The sequence below is a fragment of the Bacillus sp. CGMCC 1.60114 genome (genome assembly GCF_042676365.1).
Lineage (GTDB): Bacteria > Bacillota > Bacilli > Bacillales > Bacillaceae_G > Bacillus_A > Bacillus_A rhizoplanae_A.
Genome location: NZ_JBHTHG010000084.1, coordinates 98,463 through 115,109, shown reverse-complemented (window position 1 = coordinate 115,109; position 16,647 = coordinate 98,463). Strand labels below are relative to the sequence as shown.

Sequence of the window (16,647 nt, the reverse complement as noted above, 5' to 3'; positions counted from 1 at the left end):
CTTTCAGTAGGGGTTCCTAGTCTCTTCAAAAAAAAGCTAGCAAAGTGCTAGCTTTTTGTATTTTGGATAACGATATATCGTGGTAAAGGAGAAATCTTTACCCATTAACGTGTAAAAGATCAAGTCTTTCTTTTTGACGAAGATGATGCTGAAAATGCATATGAATAAGTTGAAACCATTCCGTTGCATTTAAATAACCAAGGCGGGGATGTTGTACTTTATAGTTATTTGGAATAGTTGATAATGCAGGTTCAATTTCTTTCATTTTTTCGATAAGTTGTAATAGTCCTTGCTTAATCTCTTCTTTATTCGTTGGATTGTTCGGTGTATATTCAGGGTGAGCAGGTACTTTAATTTGGATCGGGGGAAATGCTCCCATTGCGTAAATTTTTTCTCCGGCTTCTGTTTTATCTCCTCCAACAGCAGCTGTTTTGTTTGCACACTTTTCAATAGCTGCTATTTGCATATGGAAAGCTGATAAAATGAGATGATTGTACATTTGTCCAAGTGACCATTCTTCATCGGAAGGTTTTTGTATGAATCGTTCTAATGGATACTTCTCCAGCTCTTTTATATAGTATGTTGCTAACTCTTCAAACTTCTCCAAAACTATACTTGTTTTCATGTTACATACTCCCTTTCTTATAATAGTTAAGTTCTTTTCTCTTATTATAAAGAAGTATTGCTGACACCATTATGTCAGTAGTAAAAATGAAAAATTACATATTTAATATATTTTTTGCTTCCTCTTTTATTCTTTCTGCAAGCATGGGTGGTTCTAATACTTTTACTTTGCTTCCCCAGCTAAATACCCACTGGAAAATTTCATCTAGCTGTCTTATTTTTAAAAAAACATGGAGACCATCTTCTTTTAGTTCATATGTATCTATATAAAAATAACGGGTTTCTATTACTTTATGGAAAACAGAATGTTGAAACACAAGGTGAATAGTTACAGTACGATTATTTTCTGGTATGTATTCTGGTAAATAAAAGTTTTTTGGTTTTGTAAAGGTTTCCTTTTCTTGTATTAGATCGTTCATTCGATCTAAGCGGAAATGTCGTATTTGTTTTCGAAGTAAACAATAAGCAACAAGATACCATACTCCAGAAATGTTTACGAGGCCATAAGGATGAACGACTCTTTTTTCTTTTTGTGCTTCGGCTTGATTTGGTTTACGGTAATAAAAAGAGATTCCTACCTGTCTCTGGATGGATTCTTGCAGGGTAGAAATCTTCTGTTCTAGAAGCTGTTTAATTTCAAATGTATTATGAGAAAAAGAAGTAGAAAGGAAACGAAATGTGCCCCGTAATTCTTTCACTTTTTTTTGTTGTTCAGCAGGAAGGATTGCTTCGAGTTTTTCCTTGGCAGATTGAGCGTGTATACGGAAATGGCTATGCAGATTTTGTTCAACATAATCACTGCCTAACAAAAGGGTAACAGCCTCTTCCGGTTTTAAGTGGATTGGCGGTAAGAAGTATCCTTCCATTAAAGAGTAACCTTGCCCTGGAACAGAGAGAATGGGGACACCTGATTCACTTAATGCTTGTATATCTCGATAGATTGTCCGTTTACAAATTTCAAATTTTTTTGCTAAAGCATCTGCTGTTACAATTTTTGTTCGTTGCAATTCCATAATAATGGAAAGTAAACGATCCGTTCGATTCATCTATACCATCCTTTTTTGATTTATAAGTTCTAGTTACAACATCAAAATATATTCGAACTATAGAGTGTTTTTTCCTGCAGTTATAAAGTTAATTTACTAGTTTTTAAGTTTTACAATATCAATATAGTAATTTTCCTCTAAGGTGTCTTGCAGTTTCCAATTATATACTATATAATTCTAAATAAGAAAACGTTTTCATTCAAAGGGGGAGAATTTCGTGTCGACGATCGAGGACGTAGCGAAATTAGCGGGGTTATCAAGAACAACGGTTTCTCGGGTAATTAATAACCATCCGTATGTATCGGAAGAGAAAAAAAAGAGAGTACAATTAGCGATGAAACACCTTGGATTTGTTCCTAACTCTGCAGCGAGAAGACTTCGTAAGCAAAAGACAGAAACGATTGCAGTGTTGGTTCCGCGTGTGACAGATCCTTTTTTCAGTAAATTTATTGAGGCAATTGAAATTGTCGCTTCAGATCATAAATATAAACTGATTATTTGTCAAACAAGATATTTACCAGAAAAAGAGATGGAGTATTTACAATTGTTATCTACGAAACAAGTAGATGGAATTATTTTATGTTCACTTGAAAATCAGTGGGAGGATGTTGAGCCTTATTTACAGCATGGACCAATTGTTTTATGCAATGAATATATTGAAGAAGCAAACATTCCAACTGTAAACTTTGATCATGCACAAGGAGCTTACATAGCAGCGAAGCATGTGTTAGATCAAGGATATCGTCATCTTGTCTTTTGTCGGGGGAAAGAGACAAAGGTGGTAAGCCAGCAGAGAAAAATGGGCTTTTTGCGTGCTGTAACAGAGAAAAGTAAACAAGTTGAGTCGATTGATTTCATTGAAAGCGCTTACTCTGTTGAGGATGGAAAAAACATGTTTTATGAGCTTTTGCAAGACAAAAAAAATCCTACCGCTATTTTGGCAGGGGGAGATGAAGTTGCAGCAGGAATTATCACAGAAGCAAGTAAACACAACTGGAGCATTCCTGACGATTTAGCTGTAGTTGGTTTCGATAATCAGTTCTTATCACAAATTACAGACTCAGGTATTACAACAATCGATCAGCCAATTGATGAAATGGCGCGTAAAGTTGTCGAACTGATGATGGATAAAATTCATACGAAAAATTATCGAAATAAAGAAGTGTACGAGTTTGAACTGGAGCTCTTGGTGAAAGGGTCAACAGTGAAAGATACAATGATGCCAGCCTAGTAGACAATGTCTGCTAGGTTTTTTATATTTACAATCTATTAATCTTCGTGAGTACAATCCTCGCATTTGTTGTGATATGCTTCGTGTTGCTCATCAATCTCTCTTCCGCATTGGGAACAAGTTTTTGCCGGTAAATTTCTGAAGAACTCCATTGGTTGATCTATCATGGTAAATCCCTCCATTTCCATTTGTTACTATTATTGTATTAGTACAAATGATTAAAGTCAACAACTGTTTTATAACAAATTTGAAAATAATGAAAATGTGTAGAAAATCCATTATAGTTAAGAATGGAGAATAGGAAGTTAAACAGAGCATGTCAAACAAAATGATTAATGGATTAGAAAGGATGAACACATATGAAAATGACAGTTGTTGGCTTTTGGGGCGGTTTTCCGGAAGCAGGAGAAGCAACATCTGGATATTTATTTGAACATGATGGCTTTCGTTTACTTGTCGACTGTGGCAGCGGTGTACTAGCACAGCTTCAAAAATACATAACGCCTTCCGATATAGATGCTGTTCTGTTATCACATTATCATCACGATCATGTTGCTGATATTGGAGTACTTCAATATGCACGCTTAATTACAAGCATGACAAATGGTGTATTACCAGAACTGCCAATTTACGGCCATACTTTTGATGCAAAAGGATTTGCATCGTTAACACATACACCGTATACAAAAGGGGTTCCTTATAACCCAGCGGAAACATTGCAAATTGGTCCATTTTCCATTTCCTTCTTACAAACAGTGCATCCTGCTATATGTTTTGCGATGCGTATTACAGCTGGTGAGAAAACTGTTGTATATACAGCAGATTCTAGTTACATGCCAAAGTTTGTTTCATTTGCACAAAATGCAGATGTATTTATTTGTGAATGTAACATGTATGCGCATCAAGATGGATCCAAAGCTGGGCATATGAATAGTACAGAAGCAGGAGAAATTGCAAAACAAGCAAATGTAGGAGAGCTGCTTTTAACTCATTTGCCGCATACAGGCAATTTATCTGATTTAGTAGCGGAAGCAAAACAAATTTTTAACGGCCGAACTGTGCTTGCTCATAGCGGTTACGTTTGGGAATCTTGAGGTGAAATGATGTTATTTATTGATAATAAAGGGATTACAGATCCAACGATTAACTTAGCAATTGAAGAATATTGTGTGAAAAACTTAAATATTAACGAAACGTACTTACTGTTTTATATCAATGAGCCATCTATCATTATTGGAAAGAATCAAAATACAGTAGAAGAAATTAATGCAGATTATGTGCGTGAAAAGGGAATTCATGTTGTAAGACGTCTTTCTGGAGGCGGCGCTGTGTACCATGATTTAGGAAATTTAAACTTTAGCTTTATTACGAAAGATGATGGAGATAGCTTTAACAATTTTAAAAAGTTTACAGAGCCGGTAACAAGAGCGCTTGGGAAATTAGGTATTAACGCTGAATTAAGCGGTCGTAACGATATTTTAGCGGAAGGAAGGAAAATTTCTGGTAACGCTCAGTTCGCGACAAAAGGCCGTATGTTTAGTCATGGTACGTTATTATTCGATTCAGAAATTGACCATGTTGTATCTGCATTAAATGTAAAAATGGATAAAATTCAATCAAAAGGAATTAAATCCATTCGCAGCCGCGTTGCAAATATTGCAGAATTTCTAAGTGAGAAAATTACAATTGAAGAATTTAAACAGCTGCTTTTAGAAAATATTTTTGAAGGGGAAAATGAAATCCCGACATACGAATTAACGGAAGATGATTGGAAAGAAATCTATAAAATCTCAGAAGAACGTTATCGAAATTGGGATTGGAACTACGGGAAGTCTCCAAAATTTAATTTGCAGCATTCACACCGTTTCCCAGTTGGACAAGTAGATGTTCGGTTAGAAGTACAGAAAGGCGTAGTCTCAGAATGTAAGATTTACGGGGACTTTTTCGGTGTTGAAGATGTACGTGATATCGAAGAGCGTTTAAGTGGTAAGGTGTTTGATAAGGAAGCATTTGCCGCAGCACTAGCTGACGTAGAAGTGCCACGTTATTTTGGTAATATAACAAAAGAAGATTTCTTATCTTTATTCTTTTAATGATATAAGAAACAGTCCTATCTTACGGTAGGGCTGTTTCTTATATATATGTTCAATGAAATGTAACTTGCACCCTTAATTTTCTTTTAATATAATGTATTTAGAATTTTTAAAATTTTATAAAAGGTGGGGGTTTTGTGAATCTCGTTCAAAGATTAGCCGAAACGGTGAAAAAGAGAGGTGACAAGCCGGCTTATATTTTTCAGGATCAGTCGGTTTCTTATGACCAATTTAACGTATTAGTCACAAAGTTTTCTAGTAGTTTAGCAAACATGGGCATTGGAAAAGGAGACAATGTCGCATTAATTGTTGGGAATTCACCGCACTTTTTAATCGGTTTATACGGGGCAATGCGTGCAGGAGCCACCGTTATTCCAGTCAATCCGATTTATACACCAGATGAACTATATTACATTTTACAAAATGGAGACGTTAAAGCAATCATTACACTCGACATCCTTCTACCAGTTATGCAATCACTTACATCAAGACTTCCTTCTATCGAGAACATCATCATTTGTGAAACCTCAGCAGATTCAACTCATAAAGAAACTGAAAAAATGAAAACGTTTACGAATTTAGTAGCAAGCGGAGATCTCGCTTTTCAAGGTCCGGATATACAAGAAGAAGACGTTGCTGTTATTTTATATACATCTGGAACGACAGGAAAGCCAAAAGGAGCAATGTTAACACACAAAAATTTATACAGTAATGCAAGCGATGTTGCTTCGTATTTACAGTATTCAGAGCATGATCGTGTGATTGCAGCACTTCCGATGTTCCATGTATTTTGTTTAACGGTTGCAGTCAATGCGCCAATTGTAAACGGTGCAACGATTTTAATGTTACCAAAGTTTAGCCCGAAAGAAGTATTTCGCATTTGCAACACATATGAAGCTACGATATTTGCCGGCGTACCGACAATGTATAATTATTTATATTTATATGAAGAAGCAAGTGCAGAAGATGTTCATACGCTTCGTTTTTGTATTTCTGGTGGCGCGTCTATGCCTGTTGCCTTACTAAAAAACTTTGAACAACGATTTGGTGTTATCGTTTCAGAAGGATATGGATTATCAGAGGCATCGCCTGTAACTTGTTTTAATCCGCTTGATCGTCCGCGTAAGCCAGGTTCAATTGGAACGAATGTTCAGAATGTGGAAAACAAAGTTGTAAATGAAATGGGCGAGGAAGTACCGGTTGGAGAAGTAGGAGAATTAATCGTTCGCGGTCCGAATGTAATGAAGGGCTATTACAAAGCGCCGGAAGATACAGCTGCAACAATTCGTGATGGCTGGCTGTATACAGGCGACTTAGCAAAAATGGATGAAGAAGGTTATTTTTACATTGTAGACCGGAAAAAAGATATCGTCCTTGTTGGCGGTTATAATGTTTACCCACGCGAAGTAGAAGAAGTGTTATATATGCACGAAGCTGTTGCTGAAGTAGTTGTAATTGGTGTTCCAGATGAAAGTTTAGGTGAAGCGGTTAAAGCATACGTCGTACTGAAAACGACAAATGTGACAGTGGAAGAGCTTATGGCGTATTGCTCGCTTCACCTTGCGAAATATAAAATACCAAGCAGCATTGAGTTTTTAGAAGAACTTCCGAAAAATACGACAGGAAAGATTTTGAGAAGGGCATTAAAAGAGAAGGCGATGCAAGTATAAGAGGAATGAAAAAGCAGCAGCTTGATGTATTTGGGCTGCTGTTTTTTATTTGTATGTATTTCTTTTTATAAAAAAAATTATAGAACAAATAGTTGGAAACATCATTAATTGTAAATCGAATAATTCATTAATATTTTGGGGAATCCCACCAAGAAAAATTTTAATTAATAACATTACGATACTACCTAATAAAAAATATATAACTAAAGCTAGTTTAAAAGGTACGGATTTAGGAATTATATAGTATCTATATAATAATTCACCGATTATACACCCTATTAATACGATGGGTGCTCCATAAATTATCATTATCACGGTAAAACCCAAAAGGTCCTGCCACTCTATCTTACTTGGAGACATAATCAGTCCTAACAGATTCATTGAAATAATCAAGCTACTTAAAGAATAAAGAAAAGCTACTATAAATTTTTTAATTATCTATCTCTCCAATCATACAATTAATTTTTTACAGTAATTGTATCAAGAATAAAATTTGTTGCAAAGTGTTCTCAATCAAATTAAACTCTGTATAAAATTCTTAACTAAGAAGTTACTATACTTGACTGGGTTAAAAAACATACATAGTCCTATTTGAAATTATGGGGGCATGATAGCTGTTGACATGCCCTCACTTGGTTAGTTTTACTTTGTTTTCCTTTCGCGAAATAATCGTTTGATTTCTTAGTTGACATATCGGAATTGTGTATTTAGAATAAAGGGAAATAATTGAAAAATTAAACAATAGAAGCTGATCAGAGAAACTGAAGGCGCGCAACGTTCACTTTGTGAAAAGATTGTGTGCCTTTTTTTATTGTATGAAACAAAGGGGGCTTATAGATGAAGCTGTGGGGGAAAACATCAATTACAAAAGGTGCAGGTGTTCTGTTGTCTACGCTAGTTCTGTTATCGGGGTGTGCTTCGACAACATCTACTAGTAAATCGGAATCAGGAAAGTCTATTGAACTTTTAAATGTATCTTATGATCCAACTCGGGAATTGTATCAAGATTTTAACAAAGATTTCGCAAAGTATTGGAAAGAAAAATCTGGTGAGACGGTTACTGTGAAACAATCTCATGGAGGCTCAGGTAGTCAAGCGCGTTCAGTCATTGATGGGCTAGAGGCAGATGTTGTGACGCTAGCATTGGCGTATGATATTGACGCGATTAGTAAGAAGAAGTTGTTATCTGAAGATTGGCAGAAACGTTTGCCTAATAACTCAACTCCATACACGTCTACTATTGTGTTTCTTGTGCGGAAAGGAAATCCGAAAGGGATTAAAGACTGGGATGACTTAACGAAGAAAGGAGTTTCTGTTATTACACCAAACCCGAAAACATCAGGAGGAGCTCGCTGGAACTATTTAGCGGCATGGGGATATGCATTAAAGAAACACAATAATAGTGAAGAAAAAGCAAAAGAATTTGTAAGTCAGCTATATAAAAACGTAGAAGTGTTGGACTCAGGTGCGCGCGGTTCAACGACTACCTTTGTAGAGAAAGGGATTGGGGATGTTCTTATTGCTTGGGAAAATGAGGCATTGCTATCACAAAAAGAGTTAGGGAAAGACAAGTTTGAAATTGTTACACCGTCTATTAGTATTCTTGCTGAGCCACCAGTGGCTGTCGTTGATAAAGTTGTTGATAAAAAGGGGACTCGTAAAGTAGCAGAGGAGTATCTCAAATATTTATATACGGAAAAAGGGCAAGAGATTGCGGCGAAAAACTTTTATCGTCCTCGAGACCAAAAGGTAGCTGAAAAATATACATCACAATTCCCGAAATTACAATTATTTACGGTTGATGAAGTGTTTGGAGGGTGGAAAAAAGCACAAGAAACACATTTCAAAGATGGAGGTGTCTTTGATAAAATCTATCAAAAATAATATAAACAGATGACCGCAATGAGGTGAAAGAATGTGAAGAAGAGCAAAAGGAAGCAAGGACAAATTTTACCGGGATTCGGGATTTCTCTTGGTTTTACGATGTTATATGTAAGTTTGTTTGTCTTAATACCATTGTCTATCGTTTTTATTCAAACTTCTCAGTTAGGGTGGAGCAAATTCTTTCAAGTTATAACAAGTGAAAGGGTATTGCATTCTTATCAAGTTAGTTTTACAACTTCACTTGCAGCGGCGATTGTAAACGTCGGTTTTGGTCTATTAATTTCCTGGGTACTTGTTCGTTACTCGTTTCCAGGAAAACGGCTTCTTGATGGATTAATTGATTTACCGTTCGCTTTACCAACAGCTGTTGCTGGTATTACGCTTACTACCTTGTATTCTCAAAACGGCTGGATAGGAAAAATTTTTGATATGTTTCATATAAAAATAGCATTTACTCCACTTGGTATTATTGTTGCTTTAACCTTTATTGGACTGCCTTTCGTTGTACGTATGGTTCAGCCTGTATTACAAAATATTGATAAAGAAGTCGAAGAAGCAGCGGCCAGTTTAGGAGCATCACGTTTACAAGTATTTTGGAAGGTTGTTTTTCCAGAAATTTTGCCGGCTTTATTAGCAGGATTTTCGTTAGCTTTTTCAAGGGCGCTAGGGGAATACGGATCGGTTGTCTTTATTGCTGGAAATATGCCGCTCAAAACAGAAATTGCTCCGCTGATGATCATGACGAAACTTGAGCAATACGATTATGCAGGTGCGACAGCTGTGGCGGCCGTTATGCTAATTGTCTCTCTTTTCTTCCTTTTTACTATTAATATCATTCAGGGGTGGAGTCAAAAACGTGGATTGCGAAACGAATAGAAAGGGGACGAAAGGATGGAACCGTCATTATTTAAACCGATAAAGCAAAGAACAGTTCAGACACCTGCACCCATTGCAGAATCTAAAGTAATCCGCATTATTTTAATTGCGGTGACAATTATATATTTATCTTTATTTCTTTTGTTGCCGTTAGCTACGATTTTTATGAAAGCATTTGAACATGGAATAGATGTGTACATTGCAGCAATTACAGATAGTGAAGCATTTTCTGCTATTCGTCTAACGATTATTGTTGCCCTAATTGTTGTTCCGCTTAATACGATATTTGGCGTGGCGGCAGCATGGCTTATTACAAAATTTCGCTTTAGAGGGAAACAGTTTCTTTTATCACTCATTGAATTGCCCTTTGCTGTTTCACCAGTTATTGCGGGGTTAGTTTTTGTATTATTATTTACGCCTCGTGGTGAACTGGGTGCATGGCTAATGGAACATGGTGTGAAGCTTATTTTTTCTGTACCAGGTATTGTAATTGCCACTGTGTTTGTGACATTCCCATTTGTAGCCCGCGAATTAATTCCAGTCATGCAGGCACAAGGAACAAGTGAAGAAGAAGCAGCTTTATCACTTGGAGCAAGCGGATGGAAAATGTTTTTGCGCGTTACGTTGCCTAATATAAAATGGGGTCTATTGTATGGCATGATTTTATGTAATGCCCGTGCGATTGGAGAATTTGGAGCCGTTTCTGTTGTATCTGGACATGTGCGAGGTGTTACGAATACGATGCCGCTTCATATTGAAATTTTATATAACGAATATCAATTTTCCGCTGCGTTTGCCGTTGCTTCTTTAATGTCACTGCTTGCGGTCGTTACATTAATTATAAAGAACTGGATTGAATGGAGAATGAAAGGAAGGCAATAGGTAAGAAAGGAGATGGGATATAATGAGTATTCAAATTCATAATGTGTGGAAACAATACGGTACGTTTCAAGCTTTGCAGCAAATTAATTTGGAAATTCCGAAAGGAGAACTCGTTGCACTGTTAGGTCCATCTGGTTCTGGGAAAACGACGTTATTACGAATTATTGCAGGGCTAGAGCAGGCGGATCGAGGGTCAATCTTATTTGACGGGGAAGATTTAACTCATACTCATGTGAAAAATCGACAAGTTGGTTTTGTGTTTCAACATTATGCTCTTTTTAAACATATGAATGTATTTGAAAATGTGGCTTTTGGATTGAAAGTAAGAAAAAAGAAATTCAGACCGTCTGCGGCAGAAATAGAAGAAAAGGTTCTTGAGTTATTAAGACTTGTTAAGATGGATGGTTTTGCGGCGCGTTATCCCGCGCAGTTATCTGGAGGACAAAGACAACGGATTGCGTTAGCGAGGGCTTTAGCGGTCGAACCGAAAATTTTGTTGCTTGATGAACCATTTGGTGCATTAGATGCAAAGGTGCGTAAAGAATTGCGAAGATGGCTGCGAAAATTACATGATGAGTTTCAAATTACAAGTGTGTTTGTAACGCATGATCAAGAAGAAGCATTAGATGTTGCGAACCGAATCATTGTAATGAATGAAGGGCGCATTGAACAAATGGGTACACCAGAAGATGTGTATGATAATCCAGCTAGTCCGTTTGTATACGATTTTCTTGGAAATGTAAATTTATTTCACGGTCGTGTTCATAAAGGAAAATTGAATTTAGGATCTATTGAATTAGAAGCGCCGGAGCATACGCATGTTTCAGATACAGATGCAATTGCCTATGTGCGTCCGCATCAGTTGTCTATTGAACGTACAAAACAAAGTGAAGATGCAATTCAAGCAAAAGTTACATATATACATGCAGTTGGTCCGAATGTATATATTGAATTGCAACGCTTAGGAACGGAAGAGTATTTAGAAGCGGAAGTAGGCAAGGAGCAATTTACACAGTTACATGTTCGGACAGGAGAGGTAGTGTATGTGCGTCCGAAAGAGGTGAAAGTGTTTGTTCCAGAGGATTTTGTGATTTAAATTAGCCATTCATTTAGCAAAAAACGAAAGATGCCTTGTCATCTTTCGTTTTTTTTACTTATGTCATAATTTTATCCCGCTATTCGCGGGCAGTATGGCCCCCGCCTCAAGATTCAAAGAGAAACGAGGAAGAGAGGTGGGGATGAAAAAACTTCACTGATGGAAGATCTACTTTATCTCAAAATTATTATTTTGCTGAGTAATAAAAATAGTATAATGAAACTATTACATCTAGAAAGAGGGTAGAACTGTGGGGAAAATTCACATTATTCATGAAAATAAAGAGTGGACAACTCATCTTATAAAAAGGTTGGAAGAACTTGGACTTCCATATGAAGAATGGCATTTAGATGAAGGTATTGTTGATCTTTCTTCTATTCCGCCAAAAGGTGTATTTTATAACCGAATGAGCGCTTCTTCTCATACGAGAGATCACCGTTTTGCACCGGAGCTTACTGCTGCTGTACTTGCTTGGTTAGAACAACATAATCGAAAGGTGTTCAATGGAAGCAGAGCATTGCAGCTTGAAGTAAGTAAAGTGGCACAATATATGGCATTAAACGCTCAAGGGATTCGTACACCAAAGACGATTGCAGCTGTTGGTAAAGAGCATATTATAGAAGCGGCAGCTCAATTTGAAGGACGTCCATTTATTACGAAGCATAACCGTGCTGGAAAAGGATTAGGGGTTCAACTGTTCCAGTCTGTTGCTTCTTTAAGAGATTATGTAGAAAGTGCAGCATTTGAAGAGCCAGTAGATGGTATTACATTAATTCAAGAATATATACAAGCTCCTGAACCTTATATTACGCGTTGTGAATTTGTTGGCGGAAAGTTTGTATATGCAGTTCAGGTAGATACATCGAAAGGTTTCGAATTATGTCCAGCCGATGCTTGTCAAATTGGAGATTTATTCTGTCCAGTTGGAGAGAAAGCTCCGGAAAAACCGAAGTTTCAAATTATAGAAGGATTTAATGACCCAATTCTTCAAAAATATGAAGCAGTTTTGACTGCTAACGATATAGCGATTGCTGGCATTGAGTTCATTCGAAATGCTGATGGTGAAATTTTCACTTATGATATTAATACGAACACAAACTATAATGCTGATGCAGAAGCAGTTGTTGGCAAATACGGTATGTTAGAAATAGCGAAGTTTCTTGGTAGTGAATTAGAGAAATTATAATAGATTAGGAAAGAAAGCTGCTGATTGGCAGCTTTCTTTTCTATTAGCTATGGTACGTAATTCTATTATCTGATAAAAATGAAAGCTCGAAAATAAAGGAATACCCGTTTGGAGGGAGTGAGAAAATGCATAAAAAAAAGTATTTTATACTATTAGTTCCGGCCCTTATCATTGCACTGTTCTTGCTTTATCATCTTTCAGCTGATAGACGATATTATGTATTCTTGGTACCTATTCTATTTTGGACTATCTATTATCTTTGGATTTATATTGAAAAGAAATCAAAAAATATCTTATGAAAATTTTTATGAAAAGGTTCTTTGGGGAAACAAAGCAAAAGAAAGACAATCTTTATCCCGCTACTTTTGAGGTGGGAGTATTACTGTCCATTAATGCGGGAGTTTCATGCATAAGACCTTCGGCTACGTGAAAGTGCTACGTGAGGGAGAGGAGATGTGGAAATAAATCGATCATATGCAACTTGTAAATGTGCTCTAATGATTGTGTTTCTCTTCCTCTCCGTCTATAAAAATGAATGAATTTTGAAAAAGTTACAAAATTCCATAAAACAAAAGCAAAAAACATCAAGAAGGAAACGCCAGTTCCCTTTATGATAATACATATAAGGCAGGTGAACAGAGATGGAAAGCTATGAAATACAAATTCAAAAGGTAATAGATTATATTGAAGAAGATGTGATGGAAAAGCAAACGTTAGCGAACCTGGCTTGCATTGCAGGATTTTCCGAATTTCATTTCCACCGCGTGTTTCAAGCACTTGTAGGAGACTCTGTGATGGAGTATGTACGAAAGAGAAGGCTAGCCCGGGCAGCTTATCAGCTTTCTCATACAGAGGAGAAAATCCTTGATATTGCACTAGAACACGGCTTTCAATCTCATGAAACGTTCACGCGCGCCTTTAAAAAGCTGTTTCATATGACGCCGAGTGAATATCGAAAGAAGGAGATTCGAACGCCGTTATATTCCAAAGTGAATGTGAAGCAGCGGAAATTTAATCCGTATTTAGGAGGAATCAAAATGGAATTTCGTATAGAAACAAAGCCAGCTTTTCAAGTGATTGGGTATGAAATGAAGACCACGAGTAAAGAAGGAAAAAATCTAAAAGATATTCCAGCGATGTGGGAAAATTATTTACAAAATAATTTATCAGAAAATATTCCAAACCGTAAGCATACGAATGAGTTCGTAGAGTTAGGGATGTGTACGGATTTTAATTTAGAAACAGGGGAGTTTACGTATATTATTGGGATAGAAGCAACAAGCTTTGATGATGTGCCAAGTAATTTGGCGTGTCGTACATTTCCAGAAGCAACGTACGCTGTATTTACAACGCCAAAAGTTCCGCACGAAGAAATGGTAGCATCGATTCAGCAAACGTGGAATGCAATCTTTACAGAATGGTTCCCGCATTCTGGCTACGAACACTCTGGTGTTGTAGAGTTTGAATTATATGATGAGCGCTGTCATGCTGATAAACATGAGCTTGCACAACTAGAGATTTGGTTACCGGTGCAAAAGAAAAAGTAAAAATAAAACAGAAAAAAGTTTCCTAGATTCTAGGAAACTTTTTTACATTGCCTTTTTAATTTTCTCTAACACTTCTTTACTATCAAATCCGCGCTCTCCCATGCCAAATACTTCGATTAAACGATTGTTTTCATCTAGTAGATAAGAATTTGAAGTATGAATGTAAAGACCGCTTCCAGGGTCGCGGTAGCGGAAGTTAAAAGATTCGGCTAGTTGTTTCGTTTCTTCCTCATCGCCGCGCAGTAAATGCCAGCCTTTCATTTGTTTCATGTCGAAGGTTTTAGAGTAATTTTCTAAAACTTCTTTCGTATCATATTTCGGATCAATGGTAATTGTAATAAATTCGATTTTTGTTCCGAAAACTTTCTCTTTTACAAGCTCATCTCGTAAATATTTCATTTTATATGTTGTAACAGGACAAATATCTGGACATTTTGTATACATAAATTCTACTAATTTTAATTTTTTAGGAAGCATATCAAATGAAACAGCTGTCCCATTTACATCATCCATAACAATCCCCTTTGGTATTTCCGCCGATGCTTTTCGGTAACCGGTAAAATAAAAAATTCCAATCCCGATTGCAATAATAAGTCCTAACGTAAAAGTAATATACAGTTTTTTCATTCCAATCCCTCCCAAATTTATTTTATAAGAAAAATCTGAAAAATAAGGAGGGATGAGTGAATATTACATGACAATTCATCGTATTAGCTTGTTCTATTTTTCGAGGAACGAACTACAATAATAATAGACAGGCAGCGATGAGGAGGAGAAAACATGCGAAAAGTGATGAGCTGGACACTTTTTTTGTACGTGATATTTGCTTTGTTTATATATTGGTATTTATTTGGATGGAATCATGAGATGATACCGGAAGCGTATAAAGGAACAAATGCAGATCCAGCAACATTTATGAATGCGAGGGAGCTGACGCTTAGTCAAGATTACTCTCGGGTGAAAAATTTATTATTTTTCTTAGCGACGCCGCTGCAATGGATTGTTTTATTATTTGTACTTGTTCTTGGTATATCAAAGCGGTTTGAAAAATGGGCGAAAGATACAACAAAAGTACGGGTGCTGCAAATTGCGATTTATTTGTTTTATTTATCACTTGTGACAACAGTGTTAGCGCTGCCGCTCCAATGGATTGGTCATCAAGTGTCTGCTGATTATGGCATTTCTACGCAATCAACAGCAAGTTGGATCAAGGAACATGTACTTGATTTTTGGATCAACTTTTTCCTTATGTTTCTCACGGTGTCTGTACTATTATGGCTCATTAAAAAATATCCGAAACGTTGGTGGCTGTACGGCTGGGCGCTTTCAGTGCCATTCACTATCTTTTTAACGTTCATTCAGCCGGTAGTCATTGATCCGCTCTATAATCATTTTTCTACACTTCATAATAAGGAGCTAGAGAAAAAGATTTTAAAATTAGCGGATAAAGCGAATATTCCAGCAGAGCATGTGTATGAAGTAGATATGTCAGAGAAAACAAATGGGTTAAATGCATACGTAACGGGAATTGGCTCAAATTCTCGCATTGTGTTATGGGATACAACGCTTGAGCAATTAAAAGATAAAGAAATATTATTTATTATGGCACATGAAATGGGTCACTACGTTATGAAGCATATATATTGGGGTGTTGGAAGTTATATTGTCTTAACTTTCGTTGGCATGTACCTCATTTATCGCATTATACAAGTTTGTATTCGTAAGTGGGGAGATACACTGCATATTTCTAAGATAGCGAGTTTCTCAGTTTTACCACTATTCTTTCTTGTATCTTCTATGCTTTCCTTTGCGGTAAGTCCTGCCACAAATTACGTATCGCGCATTGAAGAGAGAGCAGCAGATCAATATGCATTAGATATGACGAAGGATAGCCAGTCGGGGATAAAAACATTTCAATATTTATCAAAGACGAGTTTAAGTCAAGTGAACCCGCCGGCTTTGGTGAAATTTTTCTTATATACACATCCGCCAATTTTCGAGAGAATTCATACATTTGAGGAGTACAAGGGGAAATAATTGATTAAATTAAGATCAAAATAAAAAACACTAATAAATAAGGCAATGGATATATTAGTCACGACTAATATATCCATTGCCTTTCTTTTTGTTCAACTAACGTTTTCTTATTATGTTTTAAATTCCTAATTTACAGTGTAAATGATGTTTGTTGATCACTTTGATCATTATCAAATACATTTGCGGTACTAACCCCATTAAAAACTTTTAATGCTTTTGCTGTATTTGATGATCCAGAACCATGATATTCTTTATTTCCAAATCGAGGAGTTACACTGTATTGGTCACCTAAATTTACATTCCCCTTACATTGTGAAATGACAATGCTGTCAACAATTGCGGGCATGCTCTTCACCTCTTTTTTATTTTTATTGTATGCTGCTTATTTTGAAAAAAAGTTTGTTTATAAAAATAATGATAGGTTGTTCTTTTAGAAAATTTGTTTTTTATTTTTATAAAAAAATATTTTTTTAAC

Annotated in this window: 16 protein-coding genes; 11 read left to right on the top strand and 5 right to left on the bottom strand. The window is 36.3% G+C overall.

What is annotated here, in order from left to right:
* Nucleotides 1-97: 97 nt before the first annotated feature.
* Both ACFQZ1_RS12395 and ACFQZ1_RS12390 read right to left on the bottom strand, forming a co-directional pair.
* Entirely contained in the window at nucleotides 98-625 is a 528-nt protein-coding gene (locus tag ACFQZ1_RS12395) for a DinB family protein (protein ID WP_377882479.1), read from the bottom strand.
* 94 nt (nucleotides 626-719) lie between these two features.
* A complete protein-coding gene (locus ACFQZ1_RS12390) occupies nucleotides 720-1,670 on the bottom strand; it encodes a helix-turn-helix transcriptional regulator (protein ID WP_377882478.1) in 951 nt (316 codons plus the stop codon).
* A 217-nt stretch (nucleotides 1,671-1,887) separates the two neighbouring features.
* Here ACFQZ1_RS12390 and ACFQZ1_RS12385 point away from each other — a divergent pair, with 217 nt between their 5' ends.
* Entirely contained in the window at nucleotides 1,888-2,901 is a 1,014-nt protein-coding gene (locus tag ACFQZ1_RS12385) for a LacI family DNA-binding transcriptional regulator (protein WP_377882477.1), read from the top strand.
* 38 nt (nucleotides 2,902-2,939) lie between these two features.
* Here ACFQZ1_RS12385 and yhfH read toward each other — a convergent pair whose 3' ends face one another.
* Nucleotides 2,940-3,068, bottom strand: coding sequence for a protein YhfH (gene yhfH, locus ACFQZ1_RS12380; RefSeq protein WP_377882476.1), 129 nt, complete (start codon nucleotides 3,066-3,068; stop codon nucleotides 2,940-2,942).
* Nucleotides 3,069-3,260: 192 nt separating this feature from the next.
* Between yhfH and ACFQZ1_RS12375 the strand changes: the two genes are divergently transcribed.
* From ACFQZ1_RS12375 to ACFQZ1_RS12335, 9 genes are all read left to right on the top strand, one after another.
* Complete coding sequence (locus ACFQZ1_RS12375) at nucleotides 3,261-3,995, top strand: MBL fold metallo-hydrolase (RefSeq protein ID WP_377882475.1); 735 nt, start codon at nucleotides 3,261-3,263, stop codon at nucleotides 3,993-3,995.
* Nucleotides 3,996-4,004: 9 nt separating this feature from the next.
* The gene (gene lplA / locus ACFQZ1_RS12370; protein ID WP_377882474.1) at nucleotides 4,005-4,994 is read left to right on the top strand and encodes a lipoate--protein ligase; all 990 of its coding nucleotides are present in this window, start codon (nucleotides 4,005-4,007) and stop codon (nucleotides 4,992-4,994) included.
* 137 nt (nucleotides 4,995-5,131) lie between these two features.
* Nucleotides 5,132-6,664: a fatty acid--CoA ligase family protein gene (locus ACFQZ1_RS12365; protein WP_377882473.1), complete on the top strand. Its 1,533-nt coding sequence runs from the start codon at nucleotides 5,132-5,134 to the stop codon at nucleotides 6,662-6,664.
* An 837-nt stretch (nucleotides 6,665-7,501) separates the two neighbouring features.
* Nucleotides 7,502-8,548 (top strand): sulfate ABC transporter substrate-binding protein, encoded by a 1,047-nt coding sequence (locus ACFQZ1_RS12360; RefSeq protein WP_377882472.1) that lies wholly within the window; start codon nucleotides 7,502-7,504, stop codon nucleotides 8,546-8,548.
* A gap of 33 nt (nucleotides 8,549-8,581) precedes the next feature.
* Nucleotides 8,582-9,424: a sulfate ABC transporter permease subunit CysT gene (gene cysT, locus ACFQZ1_RS12355; RefSeq protein WP_377882471.1), complete on the top strand. Its 843-nt coding sequence runs from the start codon at nucleotides 8,582-8,584 to the stop codon at nucleotides 9,422-9,424.
* 15 nt (nucleotides 9,425-9,439) lie between these two features.
* Nucleotides 9,440-10,306 carry a sulfate ABC transporter permease subunit CysW gene (cysW, locus tag ACFQZ1_RS12350; RefSeq protein ID WP_377882470.1) on the top strand — a complete coding sequence of 289 codons (867 nt, stop codon included), beginning with the start codon at nucleotides 9,440-9,442 and terminating at the stop codon, nucleotides 10,304-10,306.
* A gap of 22 nt (nucleotides 10,307-10,328) precedes the next feature.
* On the top strand, nucleotides 10,329-11,402 hold the full coding sequence (locus ACFQZ1_RS12345) for a sulfate/molybdate ABC transporter ATP-binding protein (RefSeq protein WP_377882469.1): 1,074 nt from the start codon (nucleotides 10,329-10,331) through the stop codon (nucleotides 11,400-11,402).
* A gap of 250 nt (nucleotides 11,403-11,652) precedes the next feature.
* Nucleotides 11,653-12,588 (top strand): ATP-grasp domain-containing protein, encoded by a 936-nt coding sequence (locus tag ACFQZ1_RS12340; protein WP_377882468.1) that lies wholly within the window; start codon nucleotides 11,653-11,655, stop codon nucleotides 12,586-12,588.
* A 641-nt stretch (nucleotides 12,589-13,229) separates the two neighbouring features.
* Nucleotides 13,230-14,135: an AraC family transcriptional regulator gene (locus ACFQZ1_RS12335; RefSeq protein ID WP_377882467.1), complete on the top strand. Its 906-nt coding sequence runs from the start codon at nucleotides 13,230-13,232 to the stop codon at nucleotides 14,133-14,135.
* Nucleotides 14,136-14,177: 42 nt separating this feature from the next.
* Here the strand turns inward: ACFQZ1_RS12335 and ACFQZ1_RS12330 are convergent, their stop codons facing one another.
* Nucleotides 14,178-14,762: an SCO family protein gene (locus tag ACFQZ1_RS12330; protein ID WP_377882466.1), complete on the bottom strand. Its 585-nt coding sequence runs from the start codon at nucleotides 14,760-14,762 to the stop codon at nucleotides 14,178-14,180.
* Nucleotides 14,763-14,915: 153 nt separating this feature from the next.
* Between ACFQZ1_RS12330 and ACFQZ1_RS12325 the strand changes: the two genes are divergently transcribed.
* Nucleotides 14,916-16,172 (top strand): M48 family metallopeptidase, encoded by a 1,257-nt coding sequence (locus ACFQZ1_RS12325; protein ID WP_377882465.1) that lies wholly within the window; start codon nucleotides 14,916-14,918, stop codon nucleotides 16,170-16,172.
* A gap of 130 nt (nucleotides 16,173-16,302) precedes the next feature.
* On the opposite strand, the gene ACFQZ1_RS12320 is transcribed toward ACFQZ1_RS12325, so the two are convergent.
* On the bottom strand, nucleotides 16,303-16,518 hold the full coding sequence (locus ACFQZ1_RS12320) for a spore germination protein (RefSeq protein ID WP_377882464.1): 216 nt from the start codon (nucleotides 16,516-16,518) through the stop codon (nucleotides 16,303-16,305).
* Nucleotides 16,519-16,647 lie beyond the last annotated feature (129 nt).